We start from the raw sequence: 16,184 nt of genomic DNA on the forward strand, positions 1-16,184 counted from the left end.
CGTGCAGAGGTTCGACTTCGCCGGCGGCACGGCCGTGGTCACCGGCGCGGCCAGCGGCATCGGCGCGGCGCTGGCGCACGCGCTGGCCCGCCGGGGCAGTGAGCTGGTCCTGCTGGACCGTGACGCCGGGCGGCTGGACGCGGTCACCGCCGCGATCCGCCTCGACCACCCGGGTCGCCAGGTGCACACGTACCTGCTGGATCTCGCCGACGTGACGGCCACCGCCCAGGTGGCCGCGGAGATCGGTCAGCGGCACCCGCGCGTCCGACTGCTGGTGAACAATGCCGGCGTCGGCCTCGGCGGCCGGTTCGACCAGGTGACGTTCGACGAGTTCAGCTGGGTGATCGACGTCAACTTCCGGGCCGTTGTGCAGCTGACCCACGCGTTGCTGCCGGCCCTCAAGGCAGAGCCGGGCGCGCACCTGGTCAACATCTCCAGCCTGTTCGGGCTGATCGCGCCGGCCGGGCAGACCGCGTACTCGGCGAGCAAGTTCGCGGTGCGCGGTTTCACCGAGGCGCTGCGCCACGAGCTGGTCGACGACGGCATCGGGGTGACGTCGGTGCACCCCGGCGGGATCCGCACCCGCATCACCGAGAACGCCCGGATCGGCAGCGGCGTCTCGCACGAGGAGTACGCGGCCGGCCGGGCGCAGTTCGAGAAGCTGCTCACCATCTCACCGGAGCGCGCCGCCGAGGTGATCCTGCGTGGCGTCGAGCGGCGTCGGGGCCGGGTGCTGATCGGCTGGTCGGCCAAGGTGCCCGACCTGCTGGCCCGGGTCCTGCCGGCCTCGTACAACCGGCTTCTGGTCACCGGCCTGAACCGGGGCGTCGTCCGCCCGGGGCCGCCGACCCCCGGCGTGCCCGCGCAACGCCCCGGCGACGCCGCTGTCGACCCGGCCCGTGAGGTGGCGTGACCGGCGGCCCGGTCACGGCGGTGTGCTGCCCCGCTTCTCCTCCTGGGCCAGCACCGCCTCGCGGTGCTCCGGCTCGTCGCGGCGGGCCAGCTCGGCGGCGAGCCGCGGGTCGCCCACCAACCGACCCCGATTGCGGTGCAGGAAACTCTCGAAACCCCCGGTGTACGGGCACGCCAGCTCGCCGAGCGCCCGCTCCGGCGCGTAGCGGCAGCCGGCACAGTAGTCGCTGATCTCGTCGATGTCGGTGCCGTCCACCGCGTACGGGCGGGTGTCCAGCCGGGCGAGGTCGGCGTACTGGCTCATGCCGATCACGGTCGCGTTCATCACCCAGTCGGTGCCGTCCACGAAGCAGCGCTCGAACCAGTCCGCCAGCTCGGTCGGCCGCCAGCCGCGCTGCAACGCGTAGTTGCCCAGCACCAGCAGTCGGGGCGTGTGGTGGGTCCACGCGTGGTCCCGGACGGCGCCGAGGACGTCGGCCAGGCAGCGGGCCTCGACAGCGTCGGCGTCCAGCTCGGCGAACCACTCCGGCAGGGGCTCGGTCGCGGTCAGCCAGTTCGCCCCCCGGAACCGCGGCTCGAAGTACCAGTACAGCTGCCAGAGGAACTCCCGCCAGCCGAGCAACCCCCGGACGAAGGGTTCCACCGCCGTCCGCGGGGCCGTCCCGTCCCGCCACGCCTGCTCGGCGGCCCGCACGGCCGGCTCCGGGTGGAGCAAGCCGAGGTTGAACGAGGACGAGAGCACCGAGTGTGCGAACACCGGGTCGTCGCCGCTCATCACGTCGGCGTAGCGGCCGTACACCGGTAGCCGGTGGGTCAGGAAGTGCGTCAGCCGGGCCTGCGCCTCGGCGTGGGTGGCCGGGTGCCGCCGGGGGCCGTCCCGGCCGACGAACCGCACCCCGTCGGCCGCCCACCGGTCCAGGTCGCGGCGGACCTCGGCGTCGATGTCGTCCTCGACGATCGGTGGGGGCGGCGGTGACACCGCCGACGCGTCCCGCCCCTCGGCGCGGGGTCGGCGCCCCGTCCCGGTCGCTCCGGCCGGCGAGGTCAGGATGTCGTGCCGCCGCTTCGCGTACCGGTAGAAGTCGGCCACCCGCAGCGGACCGCGCCGGGGGCGATCCGCCCAGCCGGCGAAGTCGGCCCGGCTGGTGATGAACCCACGGGGTGGCAGCACTGTCAGCTCCGGCACCGACCGGGCGAAACTCAGGGCCGCCCGGGAGTGCGGATGACACACCTCCACCGGCTCGGCGACCTGCGCCAGCGCCTCGCGGAACGTGTCCGTGCGCAGCAGCAGCGCCCGGTCGCCCAGCTCGGCCGCCCGGTGCCGCAGCGCGGACAGGATCAGATGAGCCTTCTGCCGGTGCAACGGCCGTCGGCGGAACAGGTCTCGAATCTCCACCAGCAGCACCGGCTGGTCGGGGTCGTCGAGGAAGTGTGGCCCGAGTTGGTCGGCCAGCAACCATCGGCGGCGATACATGCCGCAATTCTGCCCACTTTCCGGCCCTCGCAACCGACGCCGGTCCGACAGGTCGGGCACCGGATTCCGCGCGGCGTCGGGTCAGGCCGGTTCGGACACCGTCGCTGCGGGTCCGAGGTCGCGGCCGCGCAGCAGCACGGTCAGCGTCACGAGGGCGACCAGCAGGGCCGCGAGCACGTACACCGGGGCCGGACCGAGCGGCGCGAGCAGTGCGAGCAGCGCCACCACCGGGAAGGCCACGACCACCGCGCCGTGCTGCTGCCGGCGCACGTGCAGCACCCAGATCGTGAGCAGGAAGACCGCGACGGGGATGGTCACCGCGTACCCGGCGGTGCGCTCGGAGATGTGCGCGAGGTGCCGCTCGACGTCCACCGTCGCGCCCAGGCCGGCCCCGACCGCGGCGACCGCCCCGAAGACCAGGTAGTGGCCATAGCCCCAGATCAAGGAGTACGGCAGCCGGTCGGGCGCCTCGATCGGCCGGTCGAAGTAGAGCCACCAGAGCGCGAACACGATGACCGCGCCGGCCGCCGCGAGCGACCACAGGTCGTGCTCCCCGGCGTCGAGCCCGGTCTGGATCGCCATCGAGATGGCCAGGACCGCCTCACCGAGCACGATGAGGGTGAACAACCCGTACCGCTCGGTGATGTGCCGGGGGTGCCACGGGGTCATCCCGGGGCGTTCGGCCACCGCCGGCACCAGCAGGTCGGCCAGCAGCAGCAGCACGAACGACGCGATGGCCCACTCGGCGGGCAGCAACAGCCGCAGCAACCACCCGACCTGCACCACCGTCACGCCTATCGCGTAGCGGCGTGCCGCCGGGCGGTGTCCCGGGTCGCCGACCGCCGCGCGGCTCCAGTGCACGACGGCGGCAAGCCGCATCACCACGTACCCGTAGGTGATGACCGTGAAGTCGCCGTCGGCGAAGGCACGCGGCACCCCGGCCGCCAGGATCAGCGCACCGGAGATCTGCACCAGCGTGGTGATCCGGTAGACGTCGTCGTCGGTGTCGTAGGCCGAGGCGAACCATGTGAAGTTCACCCACGACCACCAGATCGCGAAGAACACCATGACGTAGCTGCGCACCGCATGGCCGAGGTGCCCCTCGGCGACGTCGTGGTGCAGGCTGCTGGCGGCCTGTGCCACCGCCACCACGAAACACAGGTCGAAGAAGAGTTCCAGCGGCGTGGCCGCGCGGTGCGGCTCGTCGCGGCGACGAGGACGCATCGGCCGGTAGAACGGCCGCACCGAACGGGAGACGGTCAACGCCGCTCCTCAGGCCGGGCTCAGCGGTGCCACCGACGGCCGTGGGTCAGCCCCTCCAGCACCAGGGTCAGCCCGGCGCCGACCAGCCAGATGTCCTTGGCGAGCCCCGTGCCCTGCTGGGTCGGGCGTACGCTCCCGGGCTCCCGCATCCCCGGCGTCTTCAGGTACAGCTGCACCAGGCCCGCGCCGAACGCGGTCAGGCCGAGCCCGACCAGTGGCGCCGGGACGAACGGCGCGAGCAGGGCTGCCCCCAGCGCGATCTCCGAGTACGACAGCAGCTTGGCGAAGCGCGCCGGCTCGAACTGGCCGAGCTGGGGCATGGCGGCGACCGCCATCCCGTGCATGCCCTCGGCGGCGGCGCCCTCCAGGTTGCGCTTGCCCAGACCCGAGTTGAGGACGTACGCGCCGATGCTGACCCGCAACGGCAGGTGTGCGAGCTTCATGGTCACTCCCGATGGCAGTGGTCGAATGCGGCCCGCGTACCCCGGACCGCCCGCGATAACCGCCGGGCCGGGTGGGCTGGCCGTGGTGGTCGCGGTAGGTTCGCCGGGGGCCCACCGCCGAGCCCGTGGCACACCCGCCCACCCGGCGCCCGGCCCTGCCGCAGACCACCAGCAGGAGGCGAAGTGAGCCAGGAAGTCCGGGGAGTCATCTCCCGCAGCAAGGGAGCACCGGTCGAGGTCACCACCATCGTGGTGCCCGATTCCGGCCCCGGTGAGGCCGTTGTCCGGATCCAGTCCTGCGGCGTCTGCCACACCGACCTGCACTACCGCGAGGGTGGCATCAACGACGACTACCCGTTCCTGCTCGGGCACGAGGCGGCGGGCATCGTCGAGCAGGTGGGCGAGGGCGTCACCGACGTCGCCCCGGGTGACTTCGTCGTTCTCAACTGGCGCGCCGTCTGCGGGGTCTGCCGCGCCTGCCGCCGGGGTCGCCCCTGGTACTGCTTCAACACCCACAACGCCACCCAGCGGATGACCCTCACCGACGGCACCGAACTCGCACCGGCGCTGGGCATCGGGGCGTTCGCCGAGAAGACCCTGGTGCACGCCGGGCAGTGCACGAAGGTCAACCCGGCCGCCCGGCCGGCCGCCGTGGGCCTGCTGGGCTGCGGCGTGATGGCCGGGCTGGGCGCGGCGATGAACACCGGCAACGTCACCCGGGGCGACTCGGTCGCGGTGATCGGCTGCGGCGGTGTCGGAGACGCGGCGGTCGTCGGTGCGGCCCTCGCCGGCGCCACGACGATCGTCGCGGTGGACACCGACAGCCGCAAGCTGGACTGGGCCCGCCAGTTCGGCGCCACGCACACTGTGAACGCCTCGGAGACCGACCCGGTCGAGGCGATCCGGGCCGCTACCGGCGGCTTCGGCGCCGACGTGGTGATCGACGCGGTGGGTCGCCCGGAGACGTGGAAGCAGGCGTTCTACGCCCGGGATCTGGCCGGCACTGTGGTGCTGGTCGGCGTACCGACCCCGCAGATGCAGATCGAGCTGCCGTTGCTGGACGTCTTCGGGCGCGGCGGTGCGCTGAAGTCCAGCTGGTACGGCGACTGCCTGCCCAGCCGGGACTTCCCGATGCTCACCGATCTGTACCTGCAGGGCCGCCTCAACCTGGACGCGTTCGTCACCGAGGAGATCGCGCTCGACCAGGTCGAGAACGCGTTCGCGCGGATGCACCATGGCGACGTCCTGCGCTCGGTGGTGGTGTTCCCGTGACCGCCCGGATCGACCGCGCGGTCACCTCGGGCACCTTCTCCCTGGACGGGCAGACGTTCGACGTCGACAACAACGTCTGGGTGATCGGCGACGACCGCGAGTGCGTCGTCCTGGACGCACCGCACGACGTGGCCGCGATCCTCGCCCTGGTGGGTGACCGCCAGGTCCGGGCGATCCTGGCGACGCACGCCCACGACGATCACGTCCGGGTGGCACCCGGGTTGGCCGAGGCCACCGGCGCGCCGGTGCTGCTGCACGCCGCCGACCGGGTGCTGTGGGACATGGTCCACCCGCACCTGCCGCCGCACGGCGAGTTGCACGACGGGCAGGACATCGAGGTGGGCGGCACGACGCTGCGGGTGCTGCACACCCCCGGGCACAGCCCCGGCGCGTGCAGCTTCCACGCCCCCGAGTTGGGCGTGGTGTTCACCGGCGACACGCTCTTCGCCGGGGGTCCGGGTGCGACCGGGCGCTCGTACAGCGACTTCGACACCATCGTCCGGTCGATCCGCACCCGCCTGCTCACCCTTCCGGCGGAGACGGTCGTGCACACCGGTCACGGCGACGACACCACGATCGGCGCGGAGGCGCCGCACCTGCCGGAGTGGCTGGCGCGCGGCCACTGAGCCAGCACGCACGCCTGCTGGCGCGCCCTCGTCGCCCTGCCGTGGCGCGCTCACCACGTCGGTCAGCGGCGAGGCGACCCGCCCGACCGGACGCAGCAGGTACGTGTCGTCGGTCGCCGCCTCGACCACCGTCGCTCCCCTCTGGACGGACCCAACCCAACCTCGCCGCGGCGCTAGGATCTTGAACATGGCCGCCGACTCACCCGCCCCCGTTGTCCGCCAGCTGCGACTCGTGGTGGAGGCCGCCGACCACGACGCGGCCGTCGCGTTCTTCCGCGACGCACTCGGCCTGCCCGAGGAGGCGGCGTTCAGCGGCGACGGCGACGCCCGGGTGGTGATCCTGGACGCCGGCCGCGCCACCCTGGAGATCGCCAACCCGGCGCAGAAGCGCATGATCGACGAGGTCGAGGTGGGGCGGCAGGTCGCGCCCCGCATCCGGGTGGCCTTCGAGGTGGACGACGCCGAGGCGACCACCGCCCGGTTGGTCGCCGCCGGGGCCAGCGAGGTCGCCCCGCCCACCCGTACGCCGTGGCAGTCGGTCAACTCCCGCCTCGACGCCCCGGCCGACCTGCACATCACCATCTTCCAGGAGTTGGGCACCGGGGTGGACGACGATGACCCCGGACATGACGGCGACGTCTGAGCGGCGCGCCGCTGCTCTCACCCCGGCGCAGACGGCTGCCGTCGCATACGTGCGGTCATCGGCCGTGGTCGAGCGTCCAGCCGCGCTGGCCACCATCGCCCGGCACCTCACCACCGCCGACGTCGGCCACCGCCCGGAGCAGCTGCTCGGGGCCATCGGGTCCGGGCAGCTGACCGTCAACTTCCACCCCGACCGGTTGTGTGCCGACGGTCGGACCGTCGCCGCCGCCCTGGCCGAGGACGGGGTGTACCGCAGCCAGTTCGTCACCGGGATCTCCAACGGTGGGCTCACCGCGTACCCCGGTGGTGACCGGGACCGCTGGGAGCACCGGATGTTCGACGGCGCGTACCAGCGGCCCGGCGTGACGCCGGCGCAGCGGCCCACGTACGGCGGCCTGAACCTGCTCAACCACGCGGACGGTGCCTGCCCCCGCTTCGGCTCCTGCCATCTGCGGCTGCGTCCGGCGGTGCTGAGCCGGGCGACCTTCTGCCTCGGCGACAGCCACCTCGGCCCGGAGGTGGTGGGCACGGCCGACGCGTTCGAGGCGGTGCTCGCCGGGCTCCTGGCCGGCGTCGCCGCCACCGGCGACTGCCTGGGCCGTGCCGGGACGGGCGTCGCCGCGCTGGCGCGGACGTTGCTGGACCCGCCGACCACCCCGGGCGCGGTCGGTCGTGCGCTGGACGACTACGTGGAGGCCCAGGTCCACGGCACGCTCGACCTCGCGTACGACGTCGAGGAGTTGGTGGTCGACCCGTCCTTCGCCGGCACCCCGACCGGCACGACGCTGGAATCGATCGCCGAGCGGTTCGGTTTCCCGTTGCGATGGCACCCCGGCTTCGTGCTGGCCGTCGACCAGGTCGACGCGGAGTTCCGGGGCCCGGCGATCCCCGTGCTGGCAGCCCGGGTGCACCGGGAGTTCGCCCGGGCGGGCGACCCGGTGGACGCGGCGCTGATCGGTCGGGCGGCGGCCTCGGTGGTCGCCGAACCGCACCGCTGGGCGGATCGCGGCCCGATCGCGGACACCCTTCAGCACCTCAAGCAGCTCTGGCACGTGCTGGTCCGCTTCGGCACGCCGTACGGCACCTGATCTGCCGGCTCGTCACGCCTGCGTCGATCGTCCGTTTCCCGCCGACCTTCCACCGCTGGCGTCGACTGTCCCATTTCCCCAGGTGACCGGGACCGCACCTCACCCAGGCCCCGGCATTTCCGGAATGACCGACACGTGAACCTGGTTGTGTCCCCCGTACCGCCGGAGCCCAAACCCTTTCCGCGGTCATCTCCCGAGGAGTGTTCACCCCGGAGCGCTCCGCACGATCGAAAGGGCAACCATCGTGAAGGTCGACTTCACTCGATGGCTCCCCGCCATCGCTAAGGACTCGTACCGCAAGACCGCGCTGAGCGTGGCGGGTGTGGCCGCTCTCGGTGGTCTGGCCCTCGCGCCGACCGCGGTCGCCGCACCGGTCACCTCCGGACCACACCAGGGCGCCGTCGCCGCCATCGACCGCGCCACCGGCAAGGCCGCCACCCAGGCCCGCCAGGACGACCAGCCCGTCGAGTCGGGCCTGACCACCGGCTCCGCCACCGGCAAGCCGCCGGCGGGCAAGCCGAGCCGCGACCAGCTGATCCCGCACGGCATCGAGGGTGCGCAGTCGCGGGTACCCCTCGACGACGCACAACTGGCCAATGCCCGGGCGATCGTCGACGCCGCCAAGAAGACCGGCGTCGGTGACCGGGGCGCGGTGATCGGCGTCGCCACCTCGCTGCAGGAGTCGAAGCTGTACAACCTCGGCCACCTCGGCGCATACAACGACCACGACTCGCAGGGCCTGTTCCAGCAGCGCCCGTCGTCCGGTTGGGGCACGCCCGACCAGATCACCGACCCGGAGTACGCCGCCACGGCGTTCTTCACCGCGCTCAAGAACGTCGGCGGCTGGCAGGACCTGCCGCTGACCACCGCCGCGCAGACCGTCCAGGTCTCGGCCTTCCCCTACGCGTACGCGCAGTGGGAGGAGCAGGCGGCGGACATCGTCCAGCAGATGTGGTGACACCCGCACACAAGGCCGGCCGGCTCCCCTTCACGGGAGCCGGCCGGTTTCGTGCTGCTCGGTGTCGTGCTGGTCGGGCGCGTGCAGGTCGGGTTTGTGTTGGTCGGGCGGGTCAGCAGGCGGGGTAGAGGCGCCGGGTGCCGACGCCGGCGGCGTACGCGTCCCGGTCGCTGAACCGGCAGCCGTAGTCCGGCCGGGCCACCACCGCCGGGTCGGTCACGGTGTCACCGGCCGGGCGCTTGCCGGTGCGTACCCAGGACGTCAGGTCGTCCCAGGCGGCGCCGGCCTCCGCCGGGGAGAACTCGCAGTGCTGGGTGGCCCGGATGGCCCGCTGGACCACCAGCTTGCTGCGACCGTTGCGCGCCACATCACTGGCGTACGCCTGCTCCATGCTGAACGGGACGAACATGTCACCGAGGCCGTGCAGGCTGAGCACCGGCGCGGTGGGCCGACCGGCGATCCGCGGCACCTCGGTCAGCGTCGGCAGGAGTCGCTGCACGACGTTCTCCGGGGCGACCCGCCGCACTGTGGCGTTGACGTTCACCGGGCTGTTCGGGGCGTACCGGGTGAGCAGGTTGGTGGACAGCTGACCGGGCCGCTGGGCGGGGGAGTTGCCGCTCCCGGTGGGCACGCTGATCGAGAAGAGGAAGTCCTTCCAGACCGCGAAGGCCGCGTCCGCACCCGGCCGCGGCCCGCCCGAACGGTTCACGGTGATCGCCCGCAACTGCTTGCCCCGGTCCGTGGTGGTGTCCGGCCCGGTGGGGGTCAGCCCGGCCAGACCGAGCGCCACCTGGATGCGGGGTACGGCGTTCGTCAGGTAGTCCGCCGGCGTCGGGTACGCGGGCACCCCGGCGAGTGCCTGCGCCACCAGGTTGTAGTCCAGGTAGAAGTCGAGCAGGGTCTGATCGCCGAGCACCCCGCACATCGGCAGCGCCCCGTCGTAGTAGCCGGGATACTGCTCCAGCGAGCGCCCGATGACGTACCCGCCCATCGACACGCCGGCGATGTAGGTGTGCTGCGGCCGGCGGACCGTCCGCCCGAAGTGGTCGGCGAGATCTTTGGTGCCCAGCACCCCCGACCGGATGTCGAAGCCGTTGCGGTCGTACGACGACGACGCCCACGCGTACCCCTGTTCCAGCAGTCGCTGGCGCAGCCCGAAGCCCGGCTGCTCCGGCGAGAGCACCGTGCCCTGGCCGCGGTAGCCGTGCGCCCACAGCACCAGGTCACCGTTCCACCGGGCGGGGACCTCGATGATGTACCCGGCGTGGCGGTGCACGCCCTGGCGTACCGTCGTCGGCTTGCCGCCCACGACCAGCGGAGCCAGCGGCGGATTCTCGATGGTGTACCCGGGCAGCGGCTCGCCGCCTTTCGGGTCGCGACCGGTGGCGCTGGCCGGCGCGGCACCGGCCAGCCCGACCGCGAGGGTCAGCGTCGCGGTGGCGGCGAGCAGCCGGCGGAGGGTACGAACGGGTGCGGACAGCATCGATGCTCCCCATCGGACGGGCGTCGCCCGGGGGCGACCAGGCGGGACGGTTGCCTACCGGCCGGTAGCGTCCTGAACCTAGAACCGCCGTCGACCAGTGTCAATGGCTACGCTGATCGGCCGATCAGCCCGGCACGCTCCTCGTGCCGTGCCGACATACGTCCTTTGCTCTGCACCCGCGGACGCGACACTCACCGTCTGTAGCTGGCCGGCGATCCTCGCCTTGATCGGGTAGCTGTCGTTCGCCCGTACCCGGTCGCATGGGCCGGTCGGCTGGTCAGGTTGACTGGTCGCCGTGACCGAGTCGATCTGGGAGGCGGCCCGCGCGTCGCGTAGCTGGTTGGACGCGGCGAACGGGGCCGGGCAAACCGAACTGACCTGCCGCATCCTCAAGTTGACCGAGGAGGCAGGCGAGGCGTCGGCCGCCTGGATCGGTCTGCTCGGGCAGAATCCCCGCAAAGGTGTCACCCACACGCGCGACGATGTCGCGGCAGAGTTGGCCGACGTCGCCTTCACGGCGTTGGTGGCCATCGAGAGCCTGGGGCTGGACGCGCAGACGGTCCTGGACGCCTGCGCCGCGAAGGTGCGCTCCCGCCTCACGGACTGAGTGGCACCCGTTCGTGCCATCCGTCGCGACCTGACCCGCCCCGGTCTTCCCGATCCTGTCCGGCGGGCATTCCTGGCGCTGGCCGGGTGGCTCTTCCGGTCCTGTCCGGGTGGCCGTCCGGGTACTGTCCGGCTGGCTTCACCCGGTCTGCCCGCAGCCTTGCCGGTCGGCTTCTCGGCACCCCGGCGTACCGGTCGGTCCGTGTCTGGCTGGTCGATCAGTGTCTGGCCGGTCGGTCCGTACCCTGCCGGGTTGGACCGTGTGCCCTGCCGGTCGGCCTCCCAGGACGCTGCCGCATTTGCCTGGATTGGCGCCCGCTGGTCGGCTTGGCAGGTCCGTGATCGACTCGGGTTTCATGAAGTCGGGGTGTCATCCCGCCTCGGATGCCCCGCCTTTCAGGAAGCCGAGTGGATCAAGGTCAATATGGGTGCCGGGCAGGCAATTATGTCCGCTATGAGTATTCGTGTCGGATGCACCACCCGTCGACCAACGCGGGTCACCATGCCGGCTTGGCCGTGGCACGAGGTTCGGGGCCTTCGGCCTGTGACCGGTCGCACCGGTGGGTCGGAATGATGGCCGGGGCGGGGTCGTTACATACCCTGACGATCGCAGGACCACCGGCTGCTCACCGCGCCGCCCGCGGGGGTTGGAACCGCTGGTGGCGGGGTTGGAATGCCGCCCCGGTCCGCATCGTTGAAGCCTCCCAAGCACCCGGCTCCACCGGGTGCCACGGGATGGCCCGGCCCTCGGAATGATCCCTAGCCCCCGGGTCGTTGCAGTCCCCACGAGCGACCCCCCGCCACCGCTTCACACCAGCGGATGTCGGCGGATCGGCCCGCCGGGAATGACCCCGGCCCCCCGGTCGTTACACATGAACCCGGCGCCCGAGCCCCCCGCTCGTAGGCCGCCGACCCCGGCCCCGCAAGCCCCCGGCATTGTGGGCGCCGATCTCCCCCAGACTTTCCCCCTTGATGTTGTTGCAGCGCCGGACGAGGTGCTCACACCCTTGTGCCGCCGACCCCCGTCAGTGGCCGGGTGTTTCCTACCCCCGAAGGAGCTACCCCCATGAACACGATCTTCCGTAAGAGCATGTTGTCTGTTGCTGGTCTCGCGTTCGCCGGTGGTGTCTTCGCCGGCCCGATCGCCGCCCACGCCAACCCCGTGGATGCCAAGCCGGTCGCGGTAGCGGTGCAGTCGGCCGCCCCGAAGCCGCAGGGCGACCAGTCCCACATCACCATCAATGATGAGCAGACCGCGAACGTCAAGGCGATCATCGCCGCGACGAAGAAGGCCGGCCTGCCCGAGCGCGCCGCGGTCATCTCCATCGCCACGAGCCTGCAGGAGTCCAAGCTGGAGAACCTGGGCCACCTCGGCGACGCCAACGACCACGACTCGCTGGGCCTGTTCCAGCAGCGCCCCACCAGCGGTTGGGGCACGCCGGAGCAGATCACCGACCCCGAGTACTCCACGACCGCGTTCCTGAAGGGCCTCAAGCAGGTTGACGGCTGGCAGGACATGCCGCTGACCGAGGCCGCGCAGACCGTGCAGGTCTCCGCGTACCCGGACGCCTACGCGCAGTGGGAGCAGCAGGCCACCGACCTGGTCGCCCAGCACTGGAACAGCTGACCCCAGCACGAACACCGGACGGCACCGCTGGCCGGCACCCCACCCCGGGTGCCGGCCAGCGGCATGCCCCGCCCGCCCTGCCGGAAGCGCCGGTCGTGGGCGGGCGTGAGCGTACAGTCGGGCGGTGGAGCGTACTGAATCGATGCTGGCGCAGACCCGACCACCTGGTGTGGCCGACGTTGATCCCGGCAGCGTGCTGCTGCCCGGCCACGACGTGCCGTTGGGTCGGTACACCACGGTGCGGCGACTGCTGCCGCAGCGTCCCCGCCGGATGGTTGGCGCGTGGTGCTTCGTCGACCATTTCGGCCCGGACGATGTGGAGCAGCGGCCTGGCATGGAGGTGCCGCCGCACCCGCACACTGGTCTGCAGACGGTGACCTGGTTGTTGGAAGGGGAGATCCTGCACCGGGACAGCCTCGGCAACGTGCAGCCGATCCGGCCCGGTCAGCTCAACGTGATGACCTCCGGTAACGGGATCGCCCACTCGGAGCGGTCGCCCGCCGTCCACCCGCCGGTGATGCACGGCGTGCAGCTCTGGGTGGCATTGCCGGACCCCGCGCGAGCCGGGGCGGCGGACTTCGCGCACCACGCGGACCTGCCGCGCTGGCGGGACGGCGATCTGGACTGCACCCTGCTGGTCGGCGAGTTCGGCGGGCATCGGTCACCCGCGGTGGTGCACACCCCGCTGGTGGGTGTGCAGGTCGAGCTGGGTGGCGAGGCGCCGACGACGCTGTCGCTGCGGCCCGATTTCGAGTACGCGTTGCTGGCGATGTCCGGGTCGGCGGAGGCCGCCGGGGTCGGGTTCGAGCCGGGGGCGTTGCTCTATCTGGGCTCGGGCCGCCGCGAGCTGACCGTGCGCGGTGGGGCCGGGGCGCGGTTGTTGCTGCTGGGCGGTACGCCGTTCGAGGAGCCGCTGGTGATGTGGTGGAACTTCGTGGGCCGCTCCCACGAGGAGATCGCCGCCGCCCGGGAGGACTGGATGGCGGGGGATCGGCGGTTCGGGGTGGTCGCCGACGATTCGGCACCGCCGCTGCCGGCGCCCGCCCTGCCCACGACCCGTCTCAAGGCCCGCGACCGCACCGGCGGCCTGCACGGCTGACACCGCACCGCGGGCTTGCACGGCGCCAGCCCATCGCGGCCCGTGTGACCCACTGTCGCGCGGGTAGTCGTCGACATGCCGACCACCCTGATCACCCCGGTCGAGGACCGGAAGCGTCTGGCGCGCCGGCTCGCGGGCAGCGGGCGGGGCTTCGCCGAGCAGTACGGCTTTCGGGTGACCAACAACCCGGCGAGCCTGTTCCAGGTGCTCTACCTTGCGGTGCTGCTGGCCCGTCGGGGTGACTTCCGCCGGGCGTTGGACGGGGCCCGGGCGTTGCGCGACGAGGGGTGGGACAGCGCCGCGAGGCTGGCCCGTTCGTTGCACGAGGACCGGGTACGGGTGCTGCGCGCCAGCGGTCAGCGCGGCGACGTGGACGCGTTGGCCAGCGTGCTCGGTGACCTGGGCCGCACTGTGGTCGAGCGGTACCGGGGCGATCTGCGACGGTTGCGGGCGGTGGCGCACCACGATCCGGTCCGGGAGCGGGCGCTCCTCGCCGAGCTTCCCGGCGTGGACGATCAGGTCGTCGACCTGTTTCTGCGTGAGGCGCAGGCACTGTGGCGGGAGGTGGCCCCGGTCGCCGACCGGCGGGCGTTGGCCGCGGCCCGTCGGCTCGGGCTGGGCAGGTCGGCGAACGACCTGGCCGGCCTGGCCAGCGGCGAGTCGGAGCAACTGGCCTGGTTGGTGGGGGCGCTGGCCCGGGTCGACCTTGAGCACCGGTACGCGGAGGTCACCGGCAGGCCGTGACGTGCCCTGGCCCACACTTCGCCAAATTCTGACCAAACGGAGGATGTTCTGTCGTATGGTTGTACCCGGCAGTGCTGACCGCTCGGTTCGAGCGGGCATCCACCGCCTGGTGACCGCGACCGGTTCGGAAGCGGCTCACCGCCTGGGCAGGTTTGCGTGGCGCCCTAGGTCGCGGTTCGTGACCAGGGGCGCCCGCCTGTCCCGGCGATTCAGGCGAGCCCCCACCCCGTGACGCCCCCGGGGTCGCCAGGCCGCTCAGCCAGCCAACAGCGCCACTCCAACGGCTCAGCCTCAGCGTGCCAGGCCCGCCAGCAGGTTCACGGTCACGGCGATGATGAACGCGCCGAACAGGTACGACACCATCGAGTGCCGCAGCACCGTACGACGCATCTCGTTGCTGGTCAGGTTGGTGTCGGAGACCTGGAACGTCGCCCCGATGGTGAACGCCACGTACGCGAAGTCGGAGTAGCGCGGGGGCTCGGGCTGGTTGAAGTTCACCCCGCCGTCCGGGCCGGTGTAGTAGATCCGGGCGTAACGGGCGGCGAAGACGGTGTGCACCACGAACCAGGAGAGCACCACGCTCAGCACGCCCAGGCCGCTGTGCAGCTCGCGGGCCATTCCGGGTGGCGCGCTCTGCGCGCTGGCCACGACCAACCCCACGGCCAGCAGGCTGGCCAGGCAGGCGACCAGCAGCAGAGCGTCCCGGATCGCCCGGTTCGGGTCCTCGTGTACGGCCAGTTGGGCGGTCCGCTCGGCGTCCATCGGCCAGATTTTGTGCCAGACCAGCACGAGCCAGCTCAGCGCGCCCACGTCCCAGCCGGCCAGCGCGGCGAGCGGCACTGGCAGCATCAGCGTGAAAACGCCGCCGGCGATGACGCCGACCACCGCCACCACGGCGAGCTGCTTCGCAGCAGCCGGGAAACGTACGTCCGCTGGCCGGTCGGGGCCGGTCTGGGTCATTCGGGACGCTCCCGGGTCGGGTGGTGGGCGCCGCCGCCGGGTCAGATGCCGCGCAGATGCTGCGAGACCCGGTTGTGCTTCTTGTCCCGGGCCTGCTCGGCCCGCTGGGCGGGGCTCACCTCGGGCGCCGCCTCGATCCCGGCCGACCGGGCGACCTCGGTCCCGTTGGCGTAGTCCACCGGCGGGAGGGCGCGCAGCGCCTTCAGAACGTCCGGCGGGGCGCCTTCCCGTTCGGCCTCGCGGACCACGTCGTTCTTCTCGGCCGGGTAGTCCAGGCTCGACAGGTACTGCAGGACGTCGGCGTAGCTCGCCATGGCATGGGCTCCCTCGGGCATCGATGTGGTGACGACCGGCGGCGGTTACCCGACCGCCGGCCGGTCACGCCCACCCGGCGCAGGAAACCGGCGCCGTTTCCACCGGGCCGTCGCGGGTACCCGCAGGCGCCGACGCGAGCCAAGGGAGTACGCGATGAACTACGACACCTTCATCGACCAGGTTTCCCAGCGCACCGCGACGTCGTCCGAGCGGGCGGTCGAGTTGACCCGGGCCGTGCTGGAGACGTTCGCGGAGCGGTTGACCGGCGGTGAGAACCTGGACCTGGCCGCCCAGCTGCCCCAGCCGTTGCAGCTGGTGCTCAAGCCGAGCCCGAGCACCGAGCAGGCCGACCGGTTCGGTGCGGCCGAGTTCGTCGCCCGGGTCGCGTTGCGGGCCGGCGTGGACGAGCCGGCTGCTCGGGACGCCAGCCGGGCGGTCTTCACCACCCTGCGCGAGGCGATCACCGGCGGCGAGTTCGACGACGTGGCGACTCAGCTGCCGCGTGACTACCGGGGTCTGGTCGAGCAGGCGATGGCTCCCGGGGCGACGCTGCGCCGTGGCTGACGGGCACGACGCACAGCGGTCGTCCGGGGCACGCACAGCGGTTTACCAGGGCAACCATCGATGTCCCGCTTGGCATGGCGATTCAGCCTGGCCTAACCTTGTCGTGCG

General features: G+C 72.1%; 17 protein-coding genes. 11 read left to right on the plus strand and 6 right to left on the minus strand.

Annotated elements, in window-relative coordinates; translation table 11 throughout:
* Position 1 precedes the first annotated feature (1 nt).
* Positions 2-913, plus strand: a complete 912-nt coding sequence (locus HNR22_RS02200) for an SDR family NAD(P)-dependent oxidoreductase (RefSeq protein ID WP_179778784.1) — start codon at positions 2-4, stop codon at positions 911-913.
* Positions 914-925: 12 nt separating this feature from the next.
* On the opposite strand, the gene HNR22_RS02205 is transcribed toward HNR22_RS02200, so the two are convergent.
* The 3 genes from HNR22_RS02205 to HNR22_RS02215 form a co-directional block, all read right to left on the minus strand.
* On the minus strand, positions 926-2,386 hold the full coding sequence (locus HNR22_RS02205) for a cryptochrome/photolyase family protein (RefSeq protein WP_179778785.1): 1,461 nt from the start codon (positions 2,384-2,386) through the stop codon (positions 926-928).
* Between the two features lie 81 nt (positions 2,387-2,467).
* The gene (locus tag HNR22_RS02210) at positions 2,468-3,649 is read right to left on the minus strand and encodes a low temperature requirement protein A (RefSeq protein ID WP_218906131.1); all 1,182 of its coding nucleotides are present in this window, start codon (positions 3,647-3,649) and stop codon (positions 2,468-2,470) included.
* 20 nt (positions 3,650-3,669) lie between these two features.
* A complete protein-coding gene (locus tag HNR22_RS02215) occupies positions 3,670-4,092 on the minus strand; it encodes a hypothetical protein (protein ID WP_179778786.1) in 423 nt (140 codons plus the stop codon).
* 183 nt (positions 4,093-4,275) lie between these two features.
* Here HNR22_RS02215 and HNR22_RS02220 point away from each other — a divergent pair, with 183 nt between their 5' ends.
* The 5 genes from HNR22_RS02220 to HNR22_RS02240 all read left to right on the plus strand — a co-directional run bounded on the left by HNR22_RS02220 (position 4,276) and on the right by HNR22_RS02240 (position 8,678).
* A complete protein-coding gene (locus tag HNR22_RS02220) occupies positions 4,276-5,364 on the plus strand; it encodes an S-(hydroxymethyl)mycothiol dehydrogenase (RefSeq protein WP_179778787.1) in 1,089 nt (362 codons plus the stop codon).
* A complete protein-coding gene (locus tag HNR22_RS02225) occupies positions 5,361-5,990 on the plus strand; it encodes an MBL fold metallo-hydrolase (protein ID WP_179778788.1) in 630 nt (209 codons plus the stop codon). Before HNR22_RS02220 ends, HNR22_RS02225 begins: the two co-directional genes overlap by 4 nt.
* 187 nt (positions 5,991-6,177) lie before the next feature.
* Positions 6,178-6,633, plus strand: coding sequence for a VOC family protein (locus HNR22_RS02230; RefSeq protein ID WP_179778789.1), 456 nt, complete (start codon positions 6,178-6,180; stop codon positions 6,631-6,633).
* Positions 6,617-7,720, plus strand: coding sequence for a DUF3626 domain-containing protein (locus HNR22_RS02235; RefSeq protein ID WP_179778790.1), 1,104 nt, complete (start codon positions 6,617-6,619; stop codon positions 7,718-7,720). The genes HNR22_RS02230 and HNR22_RS02235 overlap by 17 nt, the downstream gene beginning before the upstream one ends.
* A gap of 244 nt (positions 7,721-7,964) precedes the next feature.
* On the plus strand, positions 7,965-8,678 hold the full coding sequence (locus tag HNR22_RS02240) for a hypothetical protein (RefSeq protein WP_179778791.1): 714 nt from the start codon (positions 7,965-7,967) through the stop codon (positions 8,676-8,678).
* A gap of 112 nt (positions 8,679-8,790) precedes the next feature.
* Here the strand turns inward: HNR22_RS02240 and HNR22_RS02245 are convergent, their stop codons facing one another.
* The gene (locus tag HNR22_RS02245; RefSeq protein WP_179778792.1) at positions 8,791-10,161 is read right to left on the minus strand and encodes an alpha/beta hydrolase family protein; all 1,371 of its coding nucleotides are present in this window, start codon (positions 10,159-10,161) and stop codon (positions 8,791-8,793) included.
* Between the two features lie 295 nt (positions 10,162-10,456).
* Between HNR22_RS02245 and HNR22_RS02250 the strand changes: the two genes are divergently transcribed.
* From HNR22_RS02250 to HNR22_RS02265, 4 genes are all read left to right on the plus strand, one after another.
* On the plus strand, positions 10,457-10,768 hold the full coding sequence (locus HNR22_RS02250) for a pyrophosphohydrolase domain-containing protein (protein WP_179778793.1): 312 nt from the start codon (positions 10,457-10,459) through the stop codon (positions 10,766-10,768).
* Between the two features lie 1,065 nt (positions 10,769-11,833).
* The gene (locus tag HNR22_RS02255; RefSeq protein WP_179778794.1) at positions 11,834-12,394 is read left to right on the plus strand and encodes a hypothetical protein; all 561 of its coding nucleotides are present in this window, start codon (positions 11,834-11,836) and stop codon (positions 12,392-12,394) included.
* Positions 12,395-12,518: 124 nt separating this feature from the next.
* Positions 12,519-13,493 carry a pirin family protein gene (locus HNR22_RS02260; protein ID WP_141909206.1) on the plus strand — a complete coding sequence of 325 codons (975 nt, stop codon included), beginning with the start codon at positions 12,519-12,521 and terminating at the stop codon, positions 13,491-13,493.
* A gap of 75 nt (positions 13,494-13,568) precedes the next feature.
* A complete protein-coding gene (locus tag HNR22_RS02265; RefSeq protein WP_179778795.1) occupies positions 13,569-14,237 on the plus strand; it encodes a hypothetical protein in 669 nt (222 codons plus the stop codon).
* Positions 14,238-14,528: 291 nt separating this feature from the next.
* Here HNR22_RS02265 and HNR22_RS02270 read toward each other — a convergent pair whose 3' ends face one another.
* Positions 14,529-15,197, minus strand: a complete 669-nt coding sequence (locus HNR22_RS02270) for a DUF1345 domain-containing protein (RefSeq protein ID WP_218906134.1) — start codon at positions 15,195-15,197, stop codon at positions 14,529-14,531.
* A 41-nt stretch (positions 15,198-15,238) separates the two neighbouring features.
* Complete coding sequence (locus HNR22_RS02275) at positions 15,239-15,511, minus strand: DUF2795 domain-containing protein (RefSeq protein WP_088947940.1); 273 nt, start codon at positions 15,509-15,511, stop codon at positions 15,239-15,241.
* Between the two features lie 154 nt (positions 15,512-15,665).
* On the opposite strand from HNR22_RS02275, the gene HNR22_RS02280 reads away from it, so the two are divergent.
* Positions 15,666-16,076, plus strand: coding sequence for a DUF2267 domain-containing protein (locus HNR22_RS02280; protein WP_179778796.1), 411 nt, complete (start codon positions 15,666-15,668; stop codon positions 16,074-16,076).
* The last annotated feature ends 108 nt before the right edge of the window (positions 16,077-16,184 follow it).

Origin of the sequence: Micromonospora jinlongensis, from assembly GCF_013410645.1 — a bacterium.
Taxonomy (GTDB): Bacteria; Actinomycetota; Actinomycetes; order Mycobacteriales; family Micromonosporaceae; genus Micromonospora; species Micromonospora zamorensis.